Genomic DNA, 22,239 nt, shown 5'->3' with positions numbered 1-22,239 from the left:
CCGTCGCTGCCAAATCAGCGACCGGGTTTGGTCACCCAGAAAACAGCACACATAAGTGCCATTGTCTGCTCTGCGTACGTCTATCGTCTCGTATTGCAGTGCTATGGCGGCTGTGTGGGGGACGTCTTCGGACGTGCCGGTGCTGTTTCCGGTTGGCCAACCCGCGCACAGTCCGCCACCCACCGTTTGGCCACGGTGATGTCGGTTACCTAACAGCAAACCGAGTACCTCCAAATGCAAACACCTGAAACGATGGAGCGCTATCGTCAGCTACGCACCAACTTCACCGACACCCACCCACTTCTTATCGACACCGAAGCCAACGCCGAAGACATCCAGTCCGCCGCCCATCAACGCATCCGCGCAGCCACGGACTTGCTCGAAACTTTCTCCTGCCTGACCTTCGAACACGCCGACCTCAAAGACATTTCACACATTATCAATGCCCTGTACCTGCTCGTTCAGGACGGCTGTGATTTGCTGGAAGCCGCGCAACACGTACAACTGCAACCTGAACAAGCGCAAATCTAAGCAACGCCCTATGTAGGGGCGAGCTTGCTCGCGAAAATCGTCAACGATGACGCGGTAAATCAGAAAGAACGCGGCGTCCTTGAGTTTTTCGCGAGCAAGCTCGCTCATACAATTGAGCAGTTTCGCCTGTTAAATCACTGCCAAGCCATAAAGGCCGGAGTCCACTGTAGGAAACCACCAAACGTTGCGCCATCCCTTTCCCAAACTGCTTCAAATACCCGCCCAACCCTCTATAGAAGTTACGCGTAGCTGAATGAAAATAGCGCGGTCTCAACTGCTCGGCAGAACCCCGTGAACATCGAAAGGACTCAACACATTGGCCACTATGGCGTCATCTTCACAGTGATTCGCTTCACTGTTTTACCTGAAAATCGCCACGCCTTGGTCGACCTATGCCCGCTGGAAGCAGGAGACTCCGCAAACGAGGTACGCAATCACCTCAGGGATCTTTACGAAAAAATGCTTGCCCGTGACTTGCCCTGCAAAATAACAGTCGCGATTTCAAAGCCGCTGAGTCGACAGCAGGCAGACTTGCTTAACACACGAGGGGAAATCCTTGCAGGGTTGATAGGCAGCGCTTTGGCAGCGCCTGTCAGCTTGGTATCTCGACCCATCGGAGGCATCGTAGGGACGACCGCCAGCCTGATAGTCAAAGGGATCATTCGCAGCTATCACGCCGGCGATGTCATTATCGGTCTCGACGCGCAGGTCAACGGCGGTATCGGCCCTCAGCGATCACTGTCGGCCATGGTCCGACAGTTTCAGGGTGGCTAATACGATGACCGATTACACCCAGTGGATCAATCTGCTGTTCCTCCTTGTACTCGCTGCAATAATTGAGAGGACAATAAAGCTGTCAGTACTCAGAAAATGGCTTGGACTTTGCCTTCTTATAACGGGACCAGCGCTTCTGTTCCATGCCACCAATTGGATCAAAGAAACGCACCTGGAAAGCCTGCCGATAGTTGCCCTTGTGACAGGAATCGGGTTATTGAGCACCCAGAATCTTTATTGCAAAGCACAAAACACTCACCCTTTATTCATAGCCGCAACCATGAACCTCGCCCCCGACTTCCCCGAAGACCCCGTCATGCAGCAGCTCCTGCAATTGCTGCACGAAGAAATTGGCCTGCCGAAGCACAGGACCATCCGCCTGCAAACCTCACTCAACTTCGACCTGGGCTGTGATGGCAGTGAGGCCAAGCAGCTGATGGAAGCGCTGGAGCAGGAGTTTGCGCTCGACCTGGGCGACTTCGACACTTATCGCTACTTCAACCCGCCGGTGTTTGATGTGTTTCTCAAGCGTCGAGCCAAGGGGCGTGGCGAAAAAGTACCGCTGACCATCGGTATGCTTTATTTGGCGATCAAGACCCATAGCTGGGATACGCAAACACTGGAAAACCTGAGCTGACCTGAAGTACACCGAGAATCAAGTGTGGGAGGGGGCTTGCCCCCGATAGCGGTGTGTCAGGCGGCCCACCCTTGACTGGTACACCGCAATCGGGGGCAAGCCCCCTCCCACATTGGATCTGCGCAAATCCGGCGAGCGGGATACAACCTGTCGCGCACAAAAAAGCCGCCCACAAGGGGCGGCTTCTTCACAGCGTGCGGTTCTTACAACTTAGGACCCGCAGCCTTGATCGCATCACTCACTTCAAACTTCTTGAAGTTCTCGATGAACAAACCGGCCAGCGCCTTCGCTGCTTCATCGTAGGCCGACTTGTCGGACCAGGTGTTGCGCGGGTTCAACAGGCCGGTCTCAACGCCCGGTACGGCCAATGGCACGTCGAGGTTGATGGTGTCGAGGTGCTCAGTCTCGGCACCGATCAACGCGCCGCTCTGGATCGCTGCGATCACGCCGCGAGTGGTCGGGATGTTGAAGCGTTTGCCGACACCGTAGCCGCCGCCGGTCCAGCCGGTGTTGACCAGGTAGACCTTGGAGCCGAAGCCGCGGATGCGCTTGATCAACAGCTCAGCGTATTCACCGGCCGGGCGTGGGAAGAACGGTGCACCGAAGCAGGTGGAGAAGGTCGACTTGATGCCGCTGCCCGAACCCATTTCGGTCGAGCCCACCAGTGCGGTGTAGCCGGACAGGAAGTGGTAGGCCGCTTGTTCTTCGCTGAGGATCGACACGGGCGGCAGTACACCGGTCAGGTCGCAGGTCAGGAAGATCACCGCGTTGGGCTCGCCGCCCAGGTTCTTCTCGGAACGCTTGGCAACGTGCTCCAACGGGTAGGCGGCGCGGCTGTTCTGGGTCAGGCTGACATTGGTGTAGTCAGCATGCCCGGCTTCGTCGATAACGACGTTTTCCAGCACGGCGCCGTGCTTGATGGCCTTCCAGATAACCGGCTCGTTCTTCTCGGACAGGTCGATGCACTTGGCATAGCAACCGCCTTCGATGTTGAACACCACGCCTTCGCCCCAACCGTGTTCGTCGTCACCGATCAGGTAGCGGCTTTCGTCGGCGGACAGGGTGGTTTTACCGGTACCCGACAGGCCGAAGAACAGGGTCACGTCGCCTGCTTCGCCGATGTTGGCGGCGCAGTGCATCGGCAACACGTCGGAGGCCGGCAGCAGGAAGTTCTGCACCGAGAACATGGCTTTCTTCATTTCACCGGCGTAACGCATGCCGGCGATCAGCACTTTTTTCTGGGCGAAATTGAGGATCACGCAACCGTCGGAGTTGGTGCCGTCACGCTCTGGCACGCACTCGAAGTTGGCCACGTTGAGCACTTGCCACTCGTCACGACCGGCCGGGTTGTACTGGGCCGGGTTGATGAACAGGCAACGACCGAACAGGTTCTGCCAGGCAGTCTGGGTGGTCATTTTCACGGCCAGGTAGTGGTCTTCGGAAGCCCCTACGTGAACGTGGGAAACGAAGTGCTCTTGCGCGTTGTTGAACGCTTCGACGCGAGCCCACAGGGCATCGAACTTGTCGGCCGGGAACTTGCGGTTGATCGGGCCCCAGGCGATTGCGTCCTGGGTAGTAGGCTCTTCAACGATGAAGCGGTCGACCGGCGAACGGCCAGTGCGGTGACCCGTTTCTACGACCAGCGCGCCAGTATCGGCAAGCACGCCTTCACCGCGCTGCAGGGCTTCTTTGACCAGATCGTCAACACTCAGATCGGTGTATACGGCGTTATTGGCTTGCGTCATGAGGTTCCCCGTCGGCCTATGGCCGAGTGCTCCAAACGTTTTGTAGTAGAAAGTTGCGCACTACTACCGCGAAAAAAGTGGGCCGGATTATGCCAGAAAAGCCCAAAAAGAGTAGGGCCCTCCCGTCAGAACGCCTCTAATCCGGCATTTGGCAGGTGATTTACCTGTGCTTAAACGTTTTAGTTACGGGTGTCGGAAGGGGTGTCGCTGCCTGCACCGGCGAATAATTGAGCAACATCGGCGGCATCGAACAGATAACGCTCGTTGCAGAACTGGCAGTCGATCTCGATATGGCCACCGTGTTCCACCACCAGATTTTGCGCATCTTCCAGGCCAAGGCTGACCAGGGCGTTGGCGGAACGCTCGCGGGAGCAGCTGCAATTGAAGCGCAGGGACTGCTCGTCGAACAGGCGCACCGCTTCTTCGTGGTACAGGCGATGCAGGATGGTCTCGTTGTCCAGGCCCAGCAATTCTTCAGCAGTCAGGGTGCCAGCCAGGGCGGTCAGCTTGCGCCAGCTATCGGTGCGCTCATCCTCGTCCTTGATACGGTCAGCCGGCAACTGCTGCAACAACAGGCCGCGAGCGCGCTTGCCGTTGGCGTTGAGCCAGAACTTGGTGCCGACCTGCTGGGACATGACGAAATAGTTTGTAAAGCAGTCCGACAGGGTCTCGCCGTCCAGATCAACGATGCCCTGGTAGCGCTGGCCCTCGGTCGGGTCAACGGTGATCGCCAGCACACCATCGGCCATCAGCTCGGAAAATGTCGCGTTCGGGGTGATCCGGTCGACGTCATAGCGAGCCAGGCCACGGATTTCGCGCTCGCTGGAACACTCGATCATCAGCATCGGGATCGGACCTTCGGAACGCGCCTGCAGGATCAGCAAGCCGTCGAATTTCATCGTGCCCACCAGCAGCGCAGCCGCCGCCATCAACTCACCGAGCAATTGCGCGACCGGCTCCGGATACGCGTGTTTGGCAAGGACTTCGGCATAGCTGAGCTCCAACGAGACCAGCTCGCCGCGGGCGTCGTTCTCGTCAAAGATAAAGCGTTGGGTGAAGTCGGTGTCCGGTAGATCAGTCATAGGTCTGGGTATCTGAAGTGATGACAAAATGATTACAACGTTTATAAAATTAAACGCTTTAGCACCACATTGGTGCGGTTTCTCCTGAAACAAGGAGCCAACGAGCGATGAGGGACAGTTTATGAACAATCCGGGTTTGTTCCAAGCGAACTGGAACCTCCGGCGATGGGCTCTTTGCAATCTAGTCGCTATCGGGCTGCTGTGTTTCTGGCTGTGGCCCACGGGCCAGATGCTGTGTGTGATTTTCGACGAGTGGCTGTTTCACCTGCTCAATGGCCCGCTGGCCAGCAACTCCACCTGGCTGCACGTGTGGGCTGTGGCGAGCCTGCGGCCATTCGACGCGATCGTCGGGGTGATTCTGCTGGCCCTGCTGATTCGCGGCGACTGGGTATTCAAGGCCGTACAGGTGCGCCAGGCGTTCTTTGGTTTCCTCGGTATTCTGCTGCTGTTGCTGTTTATCCGGATGCTGTTTTCCAAGCTCGCGGCGCACATGGGTTGGCAGCACAGCAGCCCGTCGATGGTGATCGATGGCGCGATTCAGATGAGCGATTTTTTTCCCGGACTGGAGAAAACCTGGGAATTGAAAGACCGTTCGAGCCAGAGCTTCCCCGGCGATCATGCTTCGGTGTTGTTGATCTGGGCGATGTTCATGACGGTCTTCGCCAGACGCATCGGGCAAATCCTGGTGATCTGGGGCCTGGCGCTGTTGTTCATGATGCCGCGGCTGGTGGCGGGCGCGCATTGGGGGCAGGACGATTACATCGGCGGGGTATTGCTGGCGCTGTTGGCCCTGGGCTGGGGTTACTACACGCCGTTTGCGGCGAAGGTGTCGGGGTTTCTGTTGCGGGTAACAGCGCCGGTGTTCGGGTTGCTTGGCAAACTGCCGGTGATCGGGCGCTTGAGCGTCATGCGCACGAATCCTTAACGACGCAGACCAAATGTGGGAGGGGGCTTGCTCCCGATAGCAGTGGGTCAATCAGCTGATCTGTGGCTGACACTGCGCAATCGGGGGCAAGCCCCCTGCCACATTTTTGATCTTCCTTGTGGTGGAGATCGCGCTATCAATCATCATTGCCGCTGCCGCGGAATTTGAACAGATCGCGACGCTGCTTCTTGCTCGGCTTGCCGTCGGTGGTCAGGCCTGAAGCCCCCGCCTTGCGCATGGCTGCGGCATTTTCACGCTTGGCAATACTGGCTTCGGTTTCCGCGTACAACGTCTGCGCTTCAGGCGCGCCACGGCGCACGATGGAGAGCGCTTGCACCACGACAGTCTTTTCATCAAACCCTGTACGAATCTGAAACTCATCGCCGACGCGCGGTTCCTTCCCCGGCTTGCAGCGCTCGCCGCGATGGTGCACCTTGCCGCTCTCGATGGCGGCCTTGGCCAGAGCACGGGTCTTGTAGAAACGCGCGGCCCACAGCCACTTGTCCAAACGGACTTTTTCTTCCTCTTCCTGCTTTTGAGCCACTTGAATTCCTCGCTCTGAAAAATGTCGCAACCTTACCGTTGAAACCCTTCGACGCATTAACCCCAAGGCTCACCTAAGATACGCCAGGTAGCACCCTGTTTTCGCGAGGATACGCCGTGACCGACTTTCCCGTTTCACTCACCTCGCCCAACCAGCGGTGCGTGGGTTGCCAGCAAAGCGAGCCGCTGGGGTTCGATTTTGCTTTCGCCTACCAGCCTATCGTAGACCTGCGTGACCGTTCGATATTTGCCAATGAAGCCTTGGTGCGCGGCACACAGGGAGAAGGCGCGTTGTCGGTGCTGGCACATGTCAACGAAACCAATCGCTACCGCTTCGACCAGCGCTGCCGCACCCAGGCCATTGCCGGCGCCGCCGCCTTGGGCATGCAAACGTATCTTTCCATTAACTTCATGCCCAATGCCGTCTACCGTCCCGAATTGTGTATCCGCAGCACCCTCGAGGCCGCCCGCGCACACAATTTCCCGCTGGACCGCCTGATTTTCGAGACCCTGGAAAGCGAGCATGTAGATAACTATCGCCATTTGACGAATATTCTGCGTGAATACCGCGAATTCGGTTTCAAGACCGCCATCGACGATTTCGGCGCGGGCTATTCGGGGCTGAATCTGCTGGCCGATTTCCAACCTGATCTGATCAAGCTCGACATGGCGCTGATTCGCGATGTCGACCAAGACCGTGTCCGCCAGGTGATCGTCCGGGGGATTGTCACAATCTGTGAGCAGTTGGGGGTTACTGTCATCGCCGAAGGCATCGAAAGTGCCGGCGAGCGAGACTTCCTCTCCGACTGTGGAATATTTCTAATGCAAGGCTACTGGTTCGCCAAGCCCGCATTCAATGCCCTGGCCAAGGTTGCACCTCAAGCCTGGGCAAAATGACGGTAACCCTATTTGAAGACATTTGACCATTTGACCGTTGTGGGCCTGCGTGAGTGGGTGGCCCTTCCCGACCTGGGAGTGGCGGGCCTGCGCGCCAAGATCGACACCGGTGCCAGCACCTCGAGCCTGCACGCCACCGAGATCGAGCCGTTCGAGCGCGACGGCGAGAAGTGGGTGCGCTTTACCGCGCACCTGGGCAGCGTGGTGCAATTGCGCCACCGGCGTTGCGAAGCGCCCCTGGTGACGATGAAAACCATCAAGAGCTCCAACGGCCATGCGCAGGTGCGCTACGTGATCAGCACCACCCTGGCGTTGGGCGATCGGGTATGGCGAGTGGAATTCACCCTGGCCTGCCGCAAAGCCATGCGTTACCGCCTGTTGCTGGGCTCCAAGGCGCTGATTGACGGCCAGTTGGTCGTCAGCCCGGCCGTAAAATACGTACAAGACAAGCCGGTGTTCCCGGTCTCCACTATTTCTGCCCCAGGTGCTGCATGAAGATTGCTGTGCTGTCGCGAAACCCGCGTCTGTATTCCACCCGCCGCCTGGTCGAGGCCGGCACCGAACGTGGCCATGAAATGGTGGTGATCGACACGTTGCGGGCCTACATGAACATTGCCAGCCACAAGCCGCAGATCCACTACCGTGGCAAACCGCTGGAAGGCTTTGATGCGGTGATCCCACGCATCGGCGCCTCGGTGACCTTCTATGGCTGTGCGGTACTGCGCCAGTTTGAAATGATGGGCGTTTTCCCGCTGAACGAGTCCGTGGCCATCGCACGTTCGCGGGACAAGCTGCGCTCGCTGCAACTGCTGTCGCGCCGGGGTATTGGCCTGCCGGTGACCGGCTTCGCCCACTCCCCGGATGACATCCCCGACCTGATCGAAATGGTCAATGGCGCGCCGCTGGTGATCAAGGTGCTCGAAGGCACCCAGGGCATCGGCGTGGTGTTGTGCGAAACGGCAACGGCCGCGGAGTCGGTGATCGAGGCGTTCATGGGCCTCAAGCAGAACATCATGGTGCAGGAGTACATCAAGGAAGCGGGTGGTGCGGATATCCGCTGCTTCGTGGTGGGCGACAAGGTGATTGCCGCCATGAAACGCCAGGCCAAGCCGGGCGAGTTTCGCTCCAACCTGCACCGTGGCGGCAGCGCCAGCCTGATCAAGATTACCCCGGAGGAGCGCATGACCGCACTGCGTGCGGCCAAGGTCATGGGGTTGGCCGTGGCAGGTGTGGATATCCTGCGCTCCAATCATGGCCCCCTGGTCATGGAGGTCAACTCATCGCCGGGCCTGGAAGGGATCGAGACCACCACCGGCAAGGATGTGGCGGGAATTATCATTCAGCACCTGGAAAAAAATGGCGGGCCGAATATGACTCGGACCAAGGGCAAGGGCTAAAAAGCAGCTATGAGCTTCAAGCTATCAGCTGCAAGAAAGGGCAAACACAGCCTGCCTTACTCTTTTAGCTTGAAGCTTGAAGCTTGAAGCTTACGGCTGCTTCTATACCGCATCTCTAGGCAACATCAACCCAAGCGGCAAGCGCACCCGAGCTTCCAGCCCGCCCCCTTCACGGTTGCGCAACTCAACATTGCCGCCATGCATCGAAGCAATCCGCCGCACAATCGCCAACCCCAAACCGGTACCTTTACCGCCTCGGGCGCGGTCGCCACGGGTAAACGGGTTGAAGATGGCTTCCAGTTCAGCCGGGTCGATACCCGTGCCGCGATCCATCACGCTCAGCACGACATAGGGCGCTGCGCTGTCACCCGACACGTACGCCGCCACCTCCACATCCGAACCGGCATGATGCAAGGCGTTGCCGATCAGGTTGTTCAACAGGCGCTTCATCGACACCCTGCGCAAGGCAAACGGCTGAATCGGCTCCAGACGCATGCGCACCTGCTCACCGCTCTGGTTGTAGGGCGCGACCACTTCACGTACCAGATCGGTCAGGTCAACCTCCTCCACAACCTCATCACGCCCATCACGGATGAACGCCAGGAACTGGTCAAGAATCGCGTCCATATCCTCGATGTCACGCACCATGTCATCGGTGAGGTCGGTAGGGTTGCCCATCAACTCCAGGGACAAGCGTAATCGCGTCAACGGCGTGCGCAGGTCATGGGACACCCCCGCCAGCATAAGTTCGCGCTCGCGTCCGGCCTGCTCGACATCCTCCGCCATCTGGTTGAATGCGCCGTAAACCTCGGTCATCTCACTGGGTGTATCGCTGACCGGCAGGCGCACGCTGCGCCCCTGGCCCAGTTGGCGGGCGGCAAATACCAGGCGCTTGAGCGGTTGGTTGAGCTGGCGCACAAAAATCCATGCGGACGCGGTTGAAAGCAGGCCGATGGCGAGGAACCAGCCCAATACGTTCCAGATTTTTTGCCCGCGCAACGGATGCGGATACAGCGGGACCTTGATCCAGGCATCGCCCAGACTGGGCGCCCTCACCCACAGCGCAGGCGAAACGTGCATGCGCAGCCGCACCTCGGTGTCGTCACCCAGCTCCGCCTGCATCTGGCGCTGGTAGATCTCACTGTAGGGCCAATGCTGCTCGCCCTCAGGCACGCCGGCACCATCGACCCGGATCAGCGTTGAGGCCTTGGCTACCTTTTCACGGTTCTCGGGGTCGACGGCCCAGTAGGCACGCAACGTCAAGGCGACGCCGTGGCTGTACTGCCGATCCACCAGCACATCCTCGTTCATCAACAGATAAACCAGGGTGAGTGCCTTGGAAAACAGAACGACGATCAGCACCAGCCAGAGGGTGCGGGAAAAGAAACTTTGCGGGAACCACAGCGGGGTTTTCATAGGAGACAGCTAGACACCTTGCAGGAACGAGCGGCGCTCGCAGAATTGCAGACGCCGAGCACCCCGTCGACCCTCATGGAATCAAACGCCGGATGCCCGTCCCTGCAAATCATCGGTCACTTGGTTGCGGTGCCATCCGGCACAAACACATAACCCACACCCCACACCGTCTGGATATACCGCGGCTTGGAAGGGTCCGGCTCGATCATCCGGCGCAGTCGGGAGATCTGCACGTCAATGGAGCGCTCCAGGGCGTCCCATTCGCGGCCACGGGCCAGGTTCATCAGCTTGTCGCGGGTCAGCGGCTGGCGAGCGTTCATCACCAGGGCCTTGAGCACCGCGAATTCGCCGGTGGTGAGCATGTGCACTTCGTCGCCACGCTTGAGCTCGCGGGTCGCCAGGGACAACTCGTAGTCGCCGAAGGTCACGCTTTCGTCTTCGCTGCCTGGCGCACCCGGTACCGGCGGTGCCTGGCGACGCAATACGGCCTTGACCCGCGCCATCAACTCGTCTGGGTTGAACGGCTTGGCCAGGTAGTCATCGGCGCCCAGTTCGAGGCCCTTGATGCGACTCAGCTCATCGCCCTTGGCAGTGAGCATGATGATCGGGATCTGGTTGTTCGCGCCACGCAGACGCTTGCAGGCGGTCAGGCCGTCTTCGCCAGGCAACATCAGGTCGAGCACGACCAGATTGAACACTTCGCGCCCCAACAGGCGGTCCATCTGCTCGGTGTTCGGCACCGCGCGCGCCCGGTAGCCTTTGGAGTTGAAAAAACGCTCCAGCAGGCTGCTCAGCCCCGGATCGTCGTCAACGATGAGAATTTTTTCGCCTTCAGCAGTTTGTGCAGTGCTGCTCATTAGATGCTCCTCTTATCTCGGCGCGCATTATGGCCTAGCTGCCGTTATACGCACCGTGTGCATTGTTAGCAGATTTTTCCTCTACTACCAGCTAAGCCGTGTCCTACAACCAGCGGCGCAGTAGCCCCCAAGGGCAGAACGCTGGTTATAATGCGGCGCCTTCGTGCAGGGCAACGTCAGATCGTTACCGTTTACTGCCGGGCTTTTTTTTACCCGCTTGTCGTGTTTTTTCGATTTCGAGGGTCAATAGGCTGCCTCTTGACCCAGGCAGCGGTGCCGGTCGGGCCGCTCAACCAGCCTCGCAAGGCCTTGTTTTCCGGGCCTGCGAGCTGCTTTTCAGAATTTCAGGTGGTTTTATGGACAGCATCAACAGCCGCATCGCCGAGGAACTCGGTGTACGCCCACAGCAGGTCGAAGCGGCCGTCGCGCTACTGGATGAGGGCTCCACGGTGCCTTTCATCGCCCGTTACCGAAAAGAGGTCACCGGCAGCCTTGACGACACCCAACTGCGGCACCTGGAAGAGCGCCTGCGCTACCTGAGAGAACTCGACGAGCGGCGTATCAGCATCCTTGCCAGCATCGAGGAACAGGGCAAGTTGACCCCGCAACTGGAACGCGACATCAAGCTGGCCGACACCAAGACCCGCCTCGAAGACCTTTACCTGCCGTATAAACAGAAACGTCGTACAAAGGGCCAGATTGCCCTGGAAGCCGGCCTGGGCGACTTGGCCGACGGCCTGTTCAACGACCCGTCGCTGACGCCTGAAACCGAAGCTGCGCGCTTTATCGACGCGCAAAAAGGCGTCGCCGATGTCAAGGCCGCCCTCGACGGCGCCAAGTACATCCTGATGGAGCGCTTCGCGGAAAACGCCAGCCTGCTGGAAAAACTGCGCACCTACCTGAAACAGGAAGCCATTCTCAGCGCCCGCGTCATCGCCGGCAAAGAGGAAGAGGGCGCCAAGTTTCGCGATTACTTCGAACACGACGAACCGCTCAAAAGCATGCCGTCACACCGCGCACTGGCGATATTCCGTGGCCGCAACGAGGGCATTCTCAGCTCCGCGTTGAAAGTCGGTGACGAGCTGCCGGGCACCATGCATCCGTGCGAAGGCATGATCGGTCAACAATTCGGCATTCAGAATCAGAACCGTCCTGCGGACAAGTGGCTCGGTGAGGTCGTGCGCTGGACCTGGAAGGTCAAGCTCTACACCCACCTGGAAACCGACCTGCTCGGCGAGCTGCGTGAAGGCGCTGAAACCGAGGCGATCAACGTATTCGCCCACAACCTGCATGACCTGCTGCTGGCCGCACCGGCGGGCCCACGCGCGACCCTGGGCCTGGATCCGGGGCTGCGCACCGGGTGCAAGGTTGCGGTGGTCGACGCCACCGGCAAGCTGCTGGACCACGCCACCGTCTACCCGCACGTGCCGCATAACAAGTGGGACCAGACCCTGGCTGTCCTGGCCGCCCTCTGCGCCAAGCACGCCGTGGACCTGATCGCCATCGGCAACGGTACCGCCAGCCGCGAAACCGATAAGCTGGCCGCCGAGCTGATCAAAAAGTACCCGGCGATGAAGATGACCAAGGTCATGGTCTCCGAGGCGGGCGCTTCGGTGTACTCGGCTTCTGAGCTGGCGTCCAAGGAGTTCCCGGACCTCGACGTGTCCATCCGCGGCGCCGTGTCCATTGCCCGTCGCCTGCAGGACCCGCTGGCCGAGCTGGTGAAGATCGATCCCAAATCCATCGGCGTCGGCCAATACCAGCACGACGTGTCGCAGCTCAAGCTGGCGCGTGGACTGGATGCGGTGGTGGAAGACTGTGTGAACGCCGTGGGTGTGGACGTGAACACCGCGTCCGTGGCGCTGCTGGCACGTATCTCCGGGCTGAACGCTACCCTCGCGCAGAATATCGTCAACCACCGCGACGAGAACGGCGCCTTCAAAACCCGCGCCGCGCTGAAAAAAGTCGCGCGCCTGGGCGAAAAAACCTTCGAGCAAGCCGCAGGTTTCCTACGCGTAATGAACGGTGATAACCCGCTGGACGCCTCGGCGGTTCACCCGGAAGCGTATCCGCTGGTACAGCGGATTGCCGCCGAAACCGATCGCGACATCCGCTCGCTGATCGGCGATGCCGCGTTTCTCAAGCGCCTGGACCCGAAAAAGTACACCGACGAAACCTTCGGCGTGCCTACCATCACCGACATCCTGCAGGAGCTGGAAAAGCCCGGCCGCGACCCGCGCCCCGAGTTCAAGACCGCCGAGTTCCAGGACGGCGTCGAAGACCTCAAGGACCTGCAACCGGGCATGATCCTCGAAGGCGTGGTGACCAACGTGACCAACTTCGGCGCGTTCGTGGATATCGGCGTGCATCAGGACGGTTTGGTGCATATCTCCGCACTTTCGGAGAAGTTCATCAAGGACCCGCGCGAGGCGGTGAAGGCCGGTGACGTGGTCAAGGTCAAGGTGATGGAAGTCGACATCCCGCGCAAACGCGTTGGCCTGTCGATGCGCATGAGCGACACCCCCGGCGAGAAAATCGACGGTGCCCGCGGCGCTCGCCCTGGCTCGGCACCGCGTCCGTCGCAAACCACTGCGCCGCGCAAGGACACCGCGACAGCCGCACCGAGCAACAACGCGATGGCCTCGCTGTTCGCCAACGCCAAGCAGTTGAAGAAGCGTTGATGGATATTCCGGCCGGTTTGACCCAGAGCGCGTTCAGCGAACTGATCGGTTGCCGCCTGCAGCGCCTGGATGCAGGCGTTGCCGAGGTGGCCCTGAGCCTTGCGCCGCATTTACGCAATCGCGGGGGCAAGTTGCACGGCGGGGCGATTTTCAGCCTGGTGGACATCACCATGGGGTTGGCATGTTCCAGCGCCCACGGGTTCGACCAGCAGAGCGCGACCATCGAGTGCAAGATCAACTATATCCGCGCCGTTGAAGAGGGTGACGTGCTGTGCACCAGCCGGGTGATCCACGCCGGCAGGCGCACCCTGGTGGTCGAAGCCGACGTGTACCAGGACGAAAGACTTGTCGCAAAAGCACAGGGCACGTTCGCTGTCCTATAGCTCCCTGCCCCTGATTTGAGTTAATTTCGGCGCTGTGACAACAGCGTCGGAATTTTCTCGCTGCGCTGTAGCCCAATTCATGGAGTGAAGTAGGCATATTCAGAGCGGGTCAAATCGACTCAGAACCAGGCGATCACGCCAGTTTCAACTTCACCCTTGTAGACCGTCTTGCCCACCCCCATATTGGGGCGACTGACGCGTGAAGGAATCCAACTTGAGCGAACTTCTCAACCGCCGCCTGGCTCTGCTCGGCAAGCGCGAACACCTCTCCCTGCTAGAGCACTGCCTGCATGGCATCGAGCGTGAATGCCTGCGCGTCACCAGTGAGGGTCGCCTGGCCCAGACGCCGCATCCGGAAGCCCTGGGCGCCGCGTTGACGCACGAACAGATCACTACCGACTACTCGGAGTCGCTGCTGGAGTTCATTACTCCCGCGCTGCCCAACCCGGCCGATACTCTGAGCAGCCTGGACAAGATCCATCGCTTTGCCTACACCAAACTGGGCAGCGAATACCTGTGGAGCCCCTCGATGCCGTGCCCGTTGCCGGCCGAGGAAGATATTCCGATTGCCTACTATGGCACCTCCAATATCGGGCAGCTCAAGTACGTTTACCGCAAGGGGCTGGCCCTGCGTTATGGCAAGACCATGCAATGCATTGCCGGCATCCATTACAACTTCTCGCTGCCGGAACAGCTGTGGCCGTTGCTCAAGGAAGCCGAAGGCTTTGTCGGCACCGACCGCGACTATCAATCCACCGCGTATATCGCGCTGATTCGCAACTTCCGCCGCTACAGCTGGCTGTTGATGTACCTGTTTGGCGCCTCGCCGGCCCTGGACGCAGGCTTCCTGCGCGGCCGTTCGCACCAGCTTGAAGTGCTCGACGCCGATACCTTGTACCTGCCGTACGCCACGAGCCTGCGCATGAGCGACCTGGGTTACCAGAGCAACGCCCAGGCCGGCCTCACGCCGTGCTACAACGACCTGGCCAGCTACACCGACAGCCTGCGCGAAGCGGTGGCAACGCCCTACGCGCCCTATGTCGAAGTCGGCACGCACAAGGATGGTGAGTGGGTGCAGCTCAACACCAATATCCTGCAGATCGAAAACGAGTACTACTCCAACATCCGCCCCAAGCGTGTGACCTACACCGGCGAGCGGCCGATACAGGCGCTGATGGCGCGCGGCATCCAGTACATCGAAGTGCGCTGCCTGGACATCAACCCGTTCCTGCCGATGGGCATCGATCTTGCGGAGTCGCGTTTTCTCGACGCGTTCCTGCTGTATTGCGCGCTGAACGACAGCCCGCTGTTCGCCAATAACGAGTGCGGCAACGCCACGTCCAACTTCCTCAGCGTGGTCAAGGAAGGTCGCCGTCCGGGCCTGCAATTGCAGCGTCAAGGCCAGACGGTGGAGATGAAAGAGTGGGCCGCCGAGCTGCTGGAGCAGATTGCGCCTCTGGCCGCCCTGCTCGATGAGAGCCATGGCATCACTGAACACAGCCAGGCGCTGGACGCTCAATTGGCCAAGGTCAACGACCCGTCACTGACGCCCTCGGCCCAGGTGCTGGCCGCGATGGCCGAGCGTAAGGAAAGTTTCGCGCAGTTCTCGCTGCATCAGAGCGAGGTGCATGCCGAGTACTTCCGCAAGGAACCGCTGCCAGCCGAGGAACAAGCGCGCTTTGAAGAACTGGCGCGTACGTCGCTGGCTCAGCAGGCCGAGCTTGAGCAGAACGAAGTGGGCGATTTCGATGTGTTCGTCGGGTCGTACCAGGCGAGCATCCTGGCCATCAGCAACTAAACCTTATGTGGGAGGGGGCTTGCCCCCGATAGCAGTGTGTCTGCCACTCAGTCAGTGACTGAACCACCGCCATCGGGGGCAAGCCCCCTCCCACATTTGCCCTGCATCAGGCTCAGGAATCGCTGCAACCCTGCTCCTCATAAGCTAATTCGAAAATGTTATTTATTTTCGGATTCTTAGATCATTTAGTCTCCTCACACGCCGCCCCCCTGGCCGCTTGATTGAGGAGCTTCCCTTTGAAACTGCCTACCCCACTGCGCTTGCTGGCGGCGTTATCCCTGGCCGGTGCCAGCCTGTTTGCCCAGGCGGCAGATGTGACCGTCGCTTACCAGACCACCGTAGACCCGGCAAAAGTCGCCCAGGCCGACGGCGCCTATGAAAAAGCCACCCACGCCAGGATCGACTGGCGCAAATTCGACAATGGCGCCGATATCATCGCCGCCATCGCCTCGGGTGACGTGCAGATCGGTTACCTCGGTTCCAGCCCGTTGACCGCTGCGATCACGCGCAAGGTGCCGGTGCAAACCTTCCTTGTTGCCACCCAGATCGGCGGCGCCGAAGCCCTGGTGGCGCGCGATGGTTCGGGGATCAACAGCCCTCAGGACCTGGTCGGCAAGAAGATCGCCGTACCGTTCGTGTCCACGGGGCACTACAGCCTGCTGGCCGCGCTGAAGCACTGGAACATCGACCACTCGAAGGTGACCATCCTCAACCTCGCACCACCGGCCATCATCGCCGCCTGGAAACGCGGTGATATCGACGCCACCTATGTGTGGGACCCGGCCCTGGGCGTGGCCAAGGAAAACGGCAAGGTGTTGATCACGTCCGGCGAACTGGCCAAGTTCGGTGCGCCGACCTTCGATGCCTGGATTGTGCGTAAGGACTTCGCCGAGAAGCATCCGGAAATCGTCACGGCCTTCGCCAAAGTCACGCTGGATGCCTACGCCGCTTACCGTAAAGACCCACAAGCCTGGCTCGCCGACAACGCGAACGTCGACAAGCTGGTGAAGCTCTCCGGCGCCAAGGCCAGCGACATCCCGCTGCTGCTGCAAGGCAATGTCTACCCGCTGGCCGCTGACCAGGTCACCCTGCTGGGCGCACCGACCACCCAGGCTGTCACCGATACCGCAGCGTTCCTCAAGGAGCAAGGCAAGGTCGACGCGGTGCTGCCGGACTACGCCCCTTACGTCAGCGCCAAGTTCATCACCCACTGATTCAAGGAGTTCATCGCAATGGCCTTGCTACAGCTGGAGCGCATCAGCGCACAGTACCCAGGCGCCCCGGAACCGGTACTGGCGGATATTTCACTTGAGCTTGGTCCCCGGCAATTGCTGGTGGCCCTGGGCCCCTCCGGCAGTGGCAAGACTTCGCTGTTGAACCTGATTGCCGGCTTTGTCGAACCGTCGGCCGGGCGTATCACCCTCGATGGCGTGCCGGTCAAAGGTCCCGGCGCCGAACGTGGCGTGGTGTTCCAGGACGATGCCCTGCTGCCCTGGCAGGACGTACTGGCCAACGTCGCCTTCGGCCTGGAACTGGCCGGCGTGCCGAAGGCGCAACGTGAAGCGCGCGCCCGGGAAATGCTCGCGCTGGTGGACCTGAGCGGCTTCGACAGCCGGCGCATCTGGCAACTCTCCGGCGGCCAGAAGCAACGCGTCGGCCTCGCTCGCGCCCTGGCGGCCGACCCTCGCGTACTGCTGATGGACGAGCCGTTCGGCGCCCTCGATGCCTTCACCCGCGAACAGATGCAGGAACTGCTGCTGCAAGTCTGGCGGCGCACGGCCAAGCCGGTGTTTCTGATCACCCATGACATCGAAGAAGCGGTGTTCCTCGCCACGGACTTGATCCTGCTGGCGCCCAACCCCGGCCAGATCGTCGAGCGCCTGCAGCTGGATTTTGGCCAACGCTACGCGGCCGGCGAATCGGCACGGGCGATCAAGTCCGACCCGCGTTTTATCGAAACCCGCGAACACGTACTGGGCAAAGTGTTCTCGCAACGGCAGGTGTGCGCATGAGCAGCTATGAACTTCCCGCCACAGCGGCCAAGCCGCTGACGCGTGCGGTTATTCCGGCACGCCGCAGCCTCGGCACACGGTGGATCAGCGTACTGACACTGGTGGCCTTGCTCGCTATCTGGTGGGCGGTAACCGCCACCGGCTTGATCGAGCCCCTGTTCCTGCCGCCGCCCTCTGCCGTGCTGCAAAAAGGCTGGTTGCTGGCGACATCCGGCTACATGGATTCGACCCTTTGGCAGCATCTGGGCGCGAGCCTCAGCCGCATCGGCCTGGGCCTGGGTTTCGCGGTGCTGACGGCCGTACCGGTGGGGATTGCCATCGGCGCCAACCGTATCGCCCGCGGCATTCTCGACCCGCTGATCGAGTTTTACCGGCCAATCCCGCCGCTGGCCTATCTGCCGCTGATCGTGATCTGGTGCGGTATCGGCGAGTTGTCCAAAGTGCTGCTGATTTACCTGGCGATCTTTGCACCGATTGCCATCGCCACCGCGACCGGCGTACGCACTGTCGACCCGGCCAAGTTGCGCGCCGCGCAGTCGCTGGGCGCCACCCGCGCCCAACTGATTCGTCATGTGATCCTGCCAAGCGCCCTGCCCGACATCCTCACCGGGGTACGTATCGGCCTGGGCGTAGGCTGGTCGACCCTGGTCGCCGCCGAATTGATTGCCGCCACCAGCGGCCTGGGCTTCATGGTGCAGTCGGCGGCGCAGTTCCTGGTCACCGACGTCGTGGTCCTGGGCATCCTGGTGATCGCACTGATCGCTTTCGCCATGGAAATGGGCCTGCGCGCCCTGCAGCGTAAATTAGTGCCGTGGCATGGCCAGGCACACTGAGTGATGAACAAATGAGCAGCCTGACCATTACCCCTTTAAGCACTGCGCTTGGCGCCCAGATCAGTGGCGTCGATATCACCCGGGCGCTGAGCACCGAACAGCGCGACGCGATCGAACAAGCACTCCTCAAGCATTCGGTGCTGTTCCTGCGCGACCAGCCGCTCACCCCGCAACAGCAGGCACGGTTTGCGGCGAATTTCGGCGATCTGCACATCCACCCGATCTACCCCAACGTGCCGGAACAGCCCGAAGTGCTGATCCTCGACACCGCCGTGACCGATGTGCGTGACAACGCCGTGTGGCACACCGACGTGACCTTCCTGCCCACACCTGCCCTCGGCGCGGTGCTCAGTGCCAAGCTGTTGCCGGCGTTTGGTGGCGATACCTTGTGGGCCAGCGGGATTTCGGCCTATGACGCGCTGTCCGAGCCACTCAAGGCGTTGCTCAATGGGCTCACCGCCACCCACGATTTCACCAAGTCCTTCCCGCTGGAGCGTTTTGGCAACAGCGCCGACGATCTGGCGCGCTGGGAAGAAACCCGTCGGAAAAACCCGCCGCTGTCACACCCGGTGATCCGCACACACCCCGTCAGCGGCCGAAAATCGCTGTTCGTCAACGACGGCTTCACCACCCGCATCAATGAACTGGAACCGGCCGAAAGCGAGGCGATTCTCAAGCTGCTGTTTGCTCACGCCACCCGCCCAGAGTTCACCATTCGCTGGCGCTGGCAGGAAAATGACGTGGCGTTCTGGGACAATCGCGTGACCCAGCATTACGCGGTGGATGACTACCGTCCACAGCGCCGCGTCATGCATCGGGCAACCATCCTGGGCGATGCGCCGTTTTAATCCAACCGCCTCGGATGGCGATTCGCGTCGCCCCTGCACCGTTGCGTTCGAATGGCGAAAACCTCGTTAATTTCAAGATTTTTCCTATGGAAAAATGTGGCTCACGAAACGCTCTGTAACTCGTCAAGCGCTCACGTTCAGGAACGCACAAGGTAAGGCTCACCACTGACATCATGCGTCTAAAACGCCTGCGCAGTGACCCCTTAACGTGAATCCATTGAGTGCTTAAATGAATATCTCAACCCTATCGCCGTGGCTGACAGCTTTTGCGCCACAGCCTCATGAATCGACAAATAAACCACCTGCTGAACCCGCCCCTTCAGCCACAGGCACAACACTTGAAACACTGACACCGTCCACCGCCGCGCCCTACCGGCGTGAAGATTTGCTCGCCATGTTAAGCGAGCTGACAAAGTTGATGAATACGCTCCAGAAGGCCCAGGACGCCCAGGATGCCAAGCCCGTCAAGCCTGACAGGCCAGCAATCGTTGCAGCGACGACCCACTCGACGGTGCGCACTGACAGCACGGAGTACCTTTCAAATAAAAAGGACAAACAAAAACCCGACGACGTGTTAGGTGGCCTGTTTTTCTCCCCCCATGTTACTTACCGCTCACTGACCACACCACACAGTTCCCATGTCGCGGGGATCAAGTTGGCCATGCAGCACTTTGGTCAAAGTCCAACCGATATTTACGCTCAAGTCACCCCTCTGGACACCGGGTTCAATGTGACGATGAAAGATGGCTTCAAATTATTCATCACGCATAAAGAGCTGGACCTTGCGAAGGCAGGTTCACAACTGCTGGGCAACGAGGACATGTTGAAAGACGCCAACTTTCTGTACGCGACCCTGGTCAAGCGAAAACAGCTCGAAAGTAGTGACCCCGCAGAACAGGCGAGTTATCCCATGGCCATGCGCAATACAAACAAGGGCGAACATGCCAGCAGCGTATTGAAGCTCATGGGCCTGGAACACCATATGAAAGAGGTTAAGTCTGAGTCACTTGGCACGGGTCAGAAACTGGGTGTAACGGTTGTCTCGAATGGGGAATCCATGCTGGTTGTCGATGGTCACGAGGATTTCCACGGGACACCTTCCAGGTTAAGGCTGAAAAAGCAGGCCTACGTACTATCGGATTCACCCGTCACCAACAGACGGGATGACATGAAGGATCCATCCATTGACTCACGCCCTGCACAGGTTCCGCCTTCCCCCCCGCAAACCAACGTCAAACCCCTTGCGGCACCGCCCGGCCCTCCCTCGCCTGAGGCGATGCCGGATATCTCTTCGAAGAGAAACGGTGAACGTCCAGTCAATATATTGACTGGCTTCAGTGACACACCCCGGGACTTTGGCGAGTTTCGCGAAACGGCCGCCTATGTTGACGCAATAAAACTGATGATGATGAAGTTCGGACAAAGCCCCACCGATTGCTTTCAACGGGTTGCCGCTGCAGGTGACGGCTATGACGTGACCATGAAAGATGGTTATGAAGTGCATGTTTCTCGCCAGGAGATACAGCGGGCCGGGCAAGCCTTGAAACTGTCCGGTGACGACAGCGAGATGATAAAGGACGCCAACTTCATGTTTGCGGCTTTTACCAAACGTCACCAGTTGGAACATGAAGATCCGGAGGTAATGTCCGACTTCGAGACGGCCCTCAGTGATGCGGTCCAGAATGGCCGGCATATCAAACCTATCCTGGAAAATATCGGCATGATCGGCCATATGCGCCATGTCCATGTGAGCGAACTGGAAGACCAGGATAGCGTCGGGTTTCTGTACGGTTTTGGCTTGGTCCTGGGCAATGAAAAGGCGCATCAATACCTGCCTTATGACGGGCACGGCTACGTACTCGACCATCACTGAATCGCTCACTCACACTGACTGAATACGAGGCGGCCTATGTTACTCAACACTGCCAGCGGCACTGCAGCGCTTAATCCTTCAATACCTTCCAGTCTCTACGCGGGTGCAGGCGTGAAGCCGAACGTCAAGGCACCGATGGAAACACCCGTCGCGGCCGGCCCGGAAAACAACCGAGACCTATACACGTCTATCGTTCAACAACTGAACTCACTGACCACCCTTCTCAACACCCTCATACAGCGCGCCAGCCCTGTTGCGCCTGCGGTTGACGCAGTGCCTCATCAGGTTGATCGCGATTCGCCAGCCCCTTTTCCCAATATCAACCCTCTGAACAAGCCACACTCTGACGAGAGCCCATTTATATCTTCGGTGCCGATCGGCACCAAGCCCAACGATATCTGGCGAGGTTTCTGGCAGGGCGCCGAAGGCAATTGTGTCACGGTGTCGGCGATCAAGCTGGCGATGATGAAATACGGCCATAACCCGCAGGGCATTTTCAAACAGATAACGCCTACAAAAACGGGGTTCGACGTGACCATGCAGGACATGTTCAAACTGCACATATCGCACGAAGAGTTAAAGCTGGCGAGGAACGGCAGCAACTTTGAGGGCGCTGACCCGGACGTACTCAAGGACGCAGTTTTCCTGTATGCCGCCAGCGCCAAGCGAGCTCAGATGAAAAACCACGAAGGCACCGCCAGGCGCAGTTTCGAAGATGCAATGGCTTCATTGAATGACGGCGAGATACCGGGGGATGCCACTATGCGCCTGGGCTTAAATGCCAAACGGCGCTGGACCAACCCGGCTCAACTGGCAAAAGGGGGGCTGGGTACCGTAGCAGACGCGACACACTCAGTCGCCGTGATTGACGGTTATGCAGACCTTTACGGAAATAAGGTCAAGTTGTCTGAGTCGGGCTTCCAACATGCGCGGCGAGTGCTAACCCTACGATGAGCGAAAAGCTGCAGTGTGCCTGCCACGATAAAGGTCAGCACCCCTAGCGAGCA

General features: G+C 59.5%; 21 protein-coding genes. 16 read left to right on the top strand and 5 right to left on the bottom strand.

The genetic code is table 11. From position 1 onward, the window contains the following. The first annotated feature begins 234 nt into the window (after positions 1–234). The 3 genes from CIB54_RS11140 to CIB54_RS27620 all read left to right on the top strand — a co-directional run bounded on the left by CIB54_RS11140 (position 235) and on the right by CIB54_RS27620 (position 1,942). A complete protein-coding gene (locus CIB54_RS11140) occupies positions 235–531 on the top strand; it encodes a hypothetical protein (RefSeq protein ID WP_065933408.1) in 297 nt (98 codons plus the stop codon). A gap of 291 nt (positions 532–822) precedes the next feature. Next, the gene (locus CIB54_RS11130; protein WP_065933409.1) at positions 823–1,305 is read left to right on the top strand and encodes a hypothetical protein; all 483 of its coding nucleotides are present in this window, start codon (positions 823–825) and stop codon (positions 1,303–1,305) included. 4 nt (positions 1,306–1,309) lie between these two features. Then, positions 1,310–1,942: a DUF1493 family protein gene (locus CIB54_RS27620; RefSeq protein WP_232790543.1), complete on the top strand. Its 633-nt coding sequence runs from the start codon at positions 1,310–1,312 to the stop codon at positions 1,940–1,942. A gap of 203 nt (positions 1,943–2,145) precedes the next feature. On the opposite strand, the gene CIB54_RS11120 is transcribed toward CIB54_RS27620, so the two are convergent. Further along, the gene (locus tag CIB54_RS11120) at positions 2,146–3,687 is read right to left on the bottom strand and encodes a phosphoenolpyruvate carboxykinase (RefSeq protein WP_101219794.1); all 1,542 of its coding nucleotides are present in this window, start codon (positions 3,685–3,687) and stop codon (positions 2,146–2,148) included. Between the two features lie 179 nt (positions 3,688–3,866). Beyond that, positions 3,867–4,769, bottom strand: a complete 903-nt coding sequence (gene hslO / locus CIB54_RS11115) for an Hsp33 family molecular chaperone HslO (RefSeq protein WP_101219793.1) — start codon at positions 4,767–4,769, stop codon at positions 3,867–3,869. A gap of 121 nt (positions 4,770–4,890) precedes the next feature. On the opposite strand from hslO, the gene CIB54_RS11110 reads away from it, so the two are divergent. Next, on the top strand, positions 4,891–5,694 hold the full coding sequence (locus CIB54_RS11110) for a phosphatase PAP2 family protein (protein WP_065950033.1): 804 nt from the start codon (positions 4,891–4,893) through the stop codon (positions 5,692–5,694). 136 nt (positions 5,695–5,830) lie between these two features. Here CIB54_RS11110 and CIB54_RS11105 read toward each other — a convergent pair whose 3' ends face one another. Beyond that, positions 5,831–6,238 carry an RNA-binding S4 domain-containing protein gene (locus tag CIB54_RS11105; protein ID WP_065950032.1) on the bottom strand — a complete coding sequence of 136 codons (408 nt, stop codon included), beginning with the start codon at positions 6,236–6,238 and terminating at the stop codon, positions 5,831–5,833. Between the two features lie 116 nt (positions 6,239–6,354). Between CIB54_RS11105 and CIB54_RS11100 the strand changes: the two genes are divergently transcribed. Genes CIB54_RS11100 through rimK form a run of 3 tightly spaced genes read left to right on the top strand, consistent with a single transcriptional unit; the run spans position 6,355 to position 8,531 of the window. Next, the gene (locus CIB54_RS11100) at positions 6,355–7,134 is read left to right on the top strand and encodes a S6 modification regulatory phosphodiesterase RimA (RefSeq protein WP_065950031.1); all 780 of its coding nucleotides are present in this window, start codon (positions 6,355–6,357) and stop codon (positions 7,132–7,134) included. A gap of 45 nt (positions 7,135–7,179) precedes the next feature. Further along, a complete protein-coding gene (locus CIB54_RS11095) occupies positions 7,180–7,629 on the top strand; it encodes a retropepsin-like aspartic endopeptidase RimB (protein ID WP_170827547.1) in 450 nt (149 codons plus the stop codon). Continuing rightward, the gene (gene rimK / locus CIB54_RS11090; RefSeq protein WP_003171022.1) at positions 7,626–8,531 is read left to right on the top strand and encodes a 30S ribosomal protein S6--L-glutamate ligase; all 906 of its coding nucleotides are present in this window, start codon (positions 7,626–7,628) and stop codon (positions 8,529–8,531) included. The genes CIB54_RS11095 and rimK overlap by 4 nt, the downstream gene beginning before the upstream one ends. A gap of 102 nt (positions 8,532–8,633) precedes the next feature. Here rimK and CIB54_RS11085 read toward each other — a convergent pair whose 3' ends face one another. Both CIB54_RS11085 and ompR read right to left on the bottom strand, forming a co-directional pair. Further along, positions 8,634–9,947: an ATP-binding protein gene (locus CIB54_RS11085; protein WP_065950030.1), complete on the bottom strand. Its 1,314-nt coding sequence runs from the start codon at positions 9,945–9,947 to the stop codon at positions 8,634–8,636. A 116-nt stretch (positions 9,948–10,063) separates the two neighbouring features. Then, complete coding sequence (gene ompR / locus CIB54_RS11080; protein ID WP_015373500.1) at positions 10,064–10,804, bottom strand: osmolarity response regulator transcription factor OmpR; 741 nt, start codon at positions 10,802–10,804, stop codon at positions 10,064–10,066. A 356-nt stretch (positions 10,805–11,160) separates the two neighbouring features. Between ompR and CIB54_RS11075 the strand changes: the two genes are divergently transcribed. From CIB54_RS11075 to CIB54_RS11035, 9 genes are all read left to right on the top strand, one after another. Then, positions 11,161–13,485 (top strand): Tex family protein, encoded by a 2,325-nt coding sequence (locus CIB54_RS11075; RefSeq protein WP_101219792.1) that lies wholly within the window; start codon positions 11,161–11,163, stop codon positions 13,483–13,485. Further along, positions 13,485–13,868, top strand: coding sequence for a PaaI family thioesterase (locus tag CIB54_RS11070; RefSeq protein ID WP_065950028.1), 384 nt, complete (start codon positions 13,485–13,487; stop codon positions 13,866–13,868). Before CIB54_RS11075 ends, CIB54_RS11070 begins: the two co-directional genes overlap by 1 nt. Positions 13,869–14,082: 214 nt before the next feature. Further along, positions 14,083–15,666, top strand: a complete 1,584-nt coding sequence (gene gshA, locus CIB54_RS11065; protein WP_065950027.1) for a glutamate--cysteine ligase — start codon at positions 14,083–14,085, stop codon at positions 15,664–15,666. A gap of 236 nt (positions 15,667–15,902) precedes the next feature. Then, the gene (gene tauA / locus CIB54_RS11060; RefSeq protein WP_101219791.1) at positions 15,903–16,880 is read left to right on the top strand and encodes a taurine ABC transporter substrate-binding protein; all 978 of its coding nucleotides are present in this window, start codon (positions 15,903–15,905) and stop codon (positions 16,878–16,880) included. An 18-nt stretch (positions 16,881–16,898) separates the two neighbouring features. Then, the gene (gene tauB, locus CIB54_RS11055) at positions 16,899–17,678 is read left to right on the top strand and encodes a taurine ABC transporter ATP-binding subunit (RefSeq protein WP_101219790.1); all 780 of its coding nucleotides are present in this window, start codon (positions 16,899–16,901) and stop codon (positions 17,676–17,678) included. Then, the gene (gene tauC, locus CIB54_RS11050; protein WP_101219789.1) at positions 17,675–18,511 is read left to right on the top strand and encodes a taurine ABC transporter permease TauC; all 837 of its coding nucleotides are present in this window, start codon (positions 17,675–17,677) and stop codon (positions 18,509–18,511) included. Before tauB ends, tauC begins: the two co-directional genes overlap by 4 nt. A gap of 11 nt (positions 18,512–18,522) precedes the next feature. Beyond that, positions 18,523–19,359, top strand: coding sequence for a taurine dioxygenase (tauD, locus tag CIB54_RS11045; protein WP_101219788.1), 837 nt, complete (start codon positions 18,523–18,525; stop codon positions 19,357–19,359). Positions 19,360–19,588: 229 nt separating this feature from the next. Continuing rightward, on the top strand, positions 19,589–21,232 hold the full coding sequence (locus CIB54_RS11040) for a hypothetical protein (protein WP_157829708.1): 1,644 nt from the start codon (positions 19,589–19,591) through the stop codon (positions 21,230–21,232). A gap of 36 nt (positions 21,233–21,268) precedes the next feature. Beyond that, a complete protein-coding gene (locus CIB54_RS11035) occupies positions 21,269–22,186 on the top strand; it encodes a hypothetical protein (protein ID WP_101219786.1) in 918 nt (305 codons plus the stop codon). The last annotated feature ends 53 nt before the right edge of the window (positions 22,187–22,239 follow it).

The organism is Pseudomonas fluorescens, from assembly GCF_002837185.1.
Taxonomy (GTDB): Bacteria; Pseudomonadota; Gammaproteobacteria; order Pseudomonadales; family Pseudomonadaceae; genus Aquipseudomonas; species Aquipseudomonas fluorescens_AM.
The sequence above is the reverse complement of the archived record's forward strand: the minus strand, read 5'-3'. Positions and strand labels throughout refer to the sequence as shown.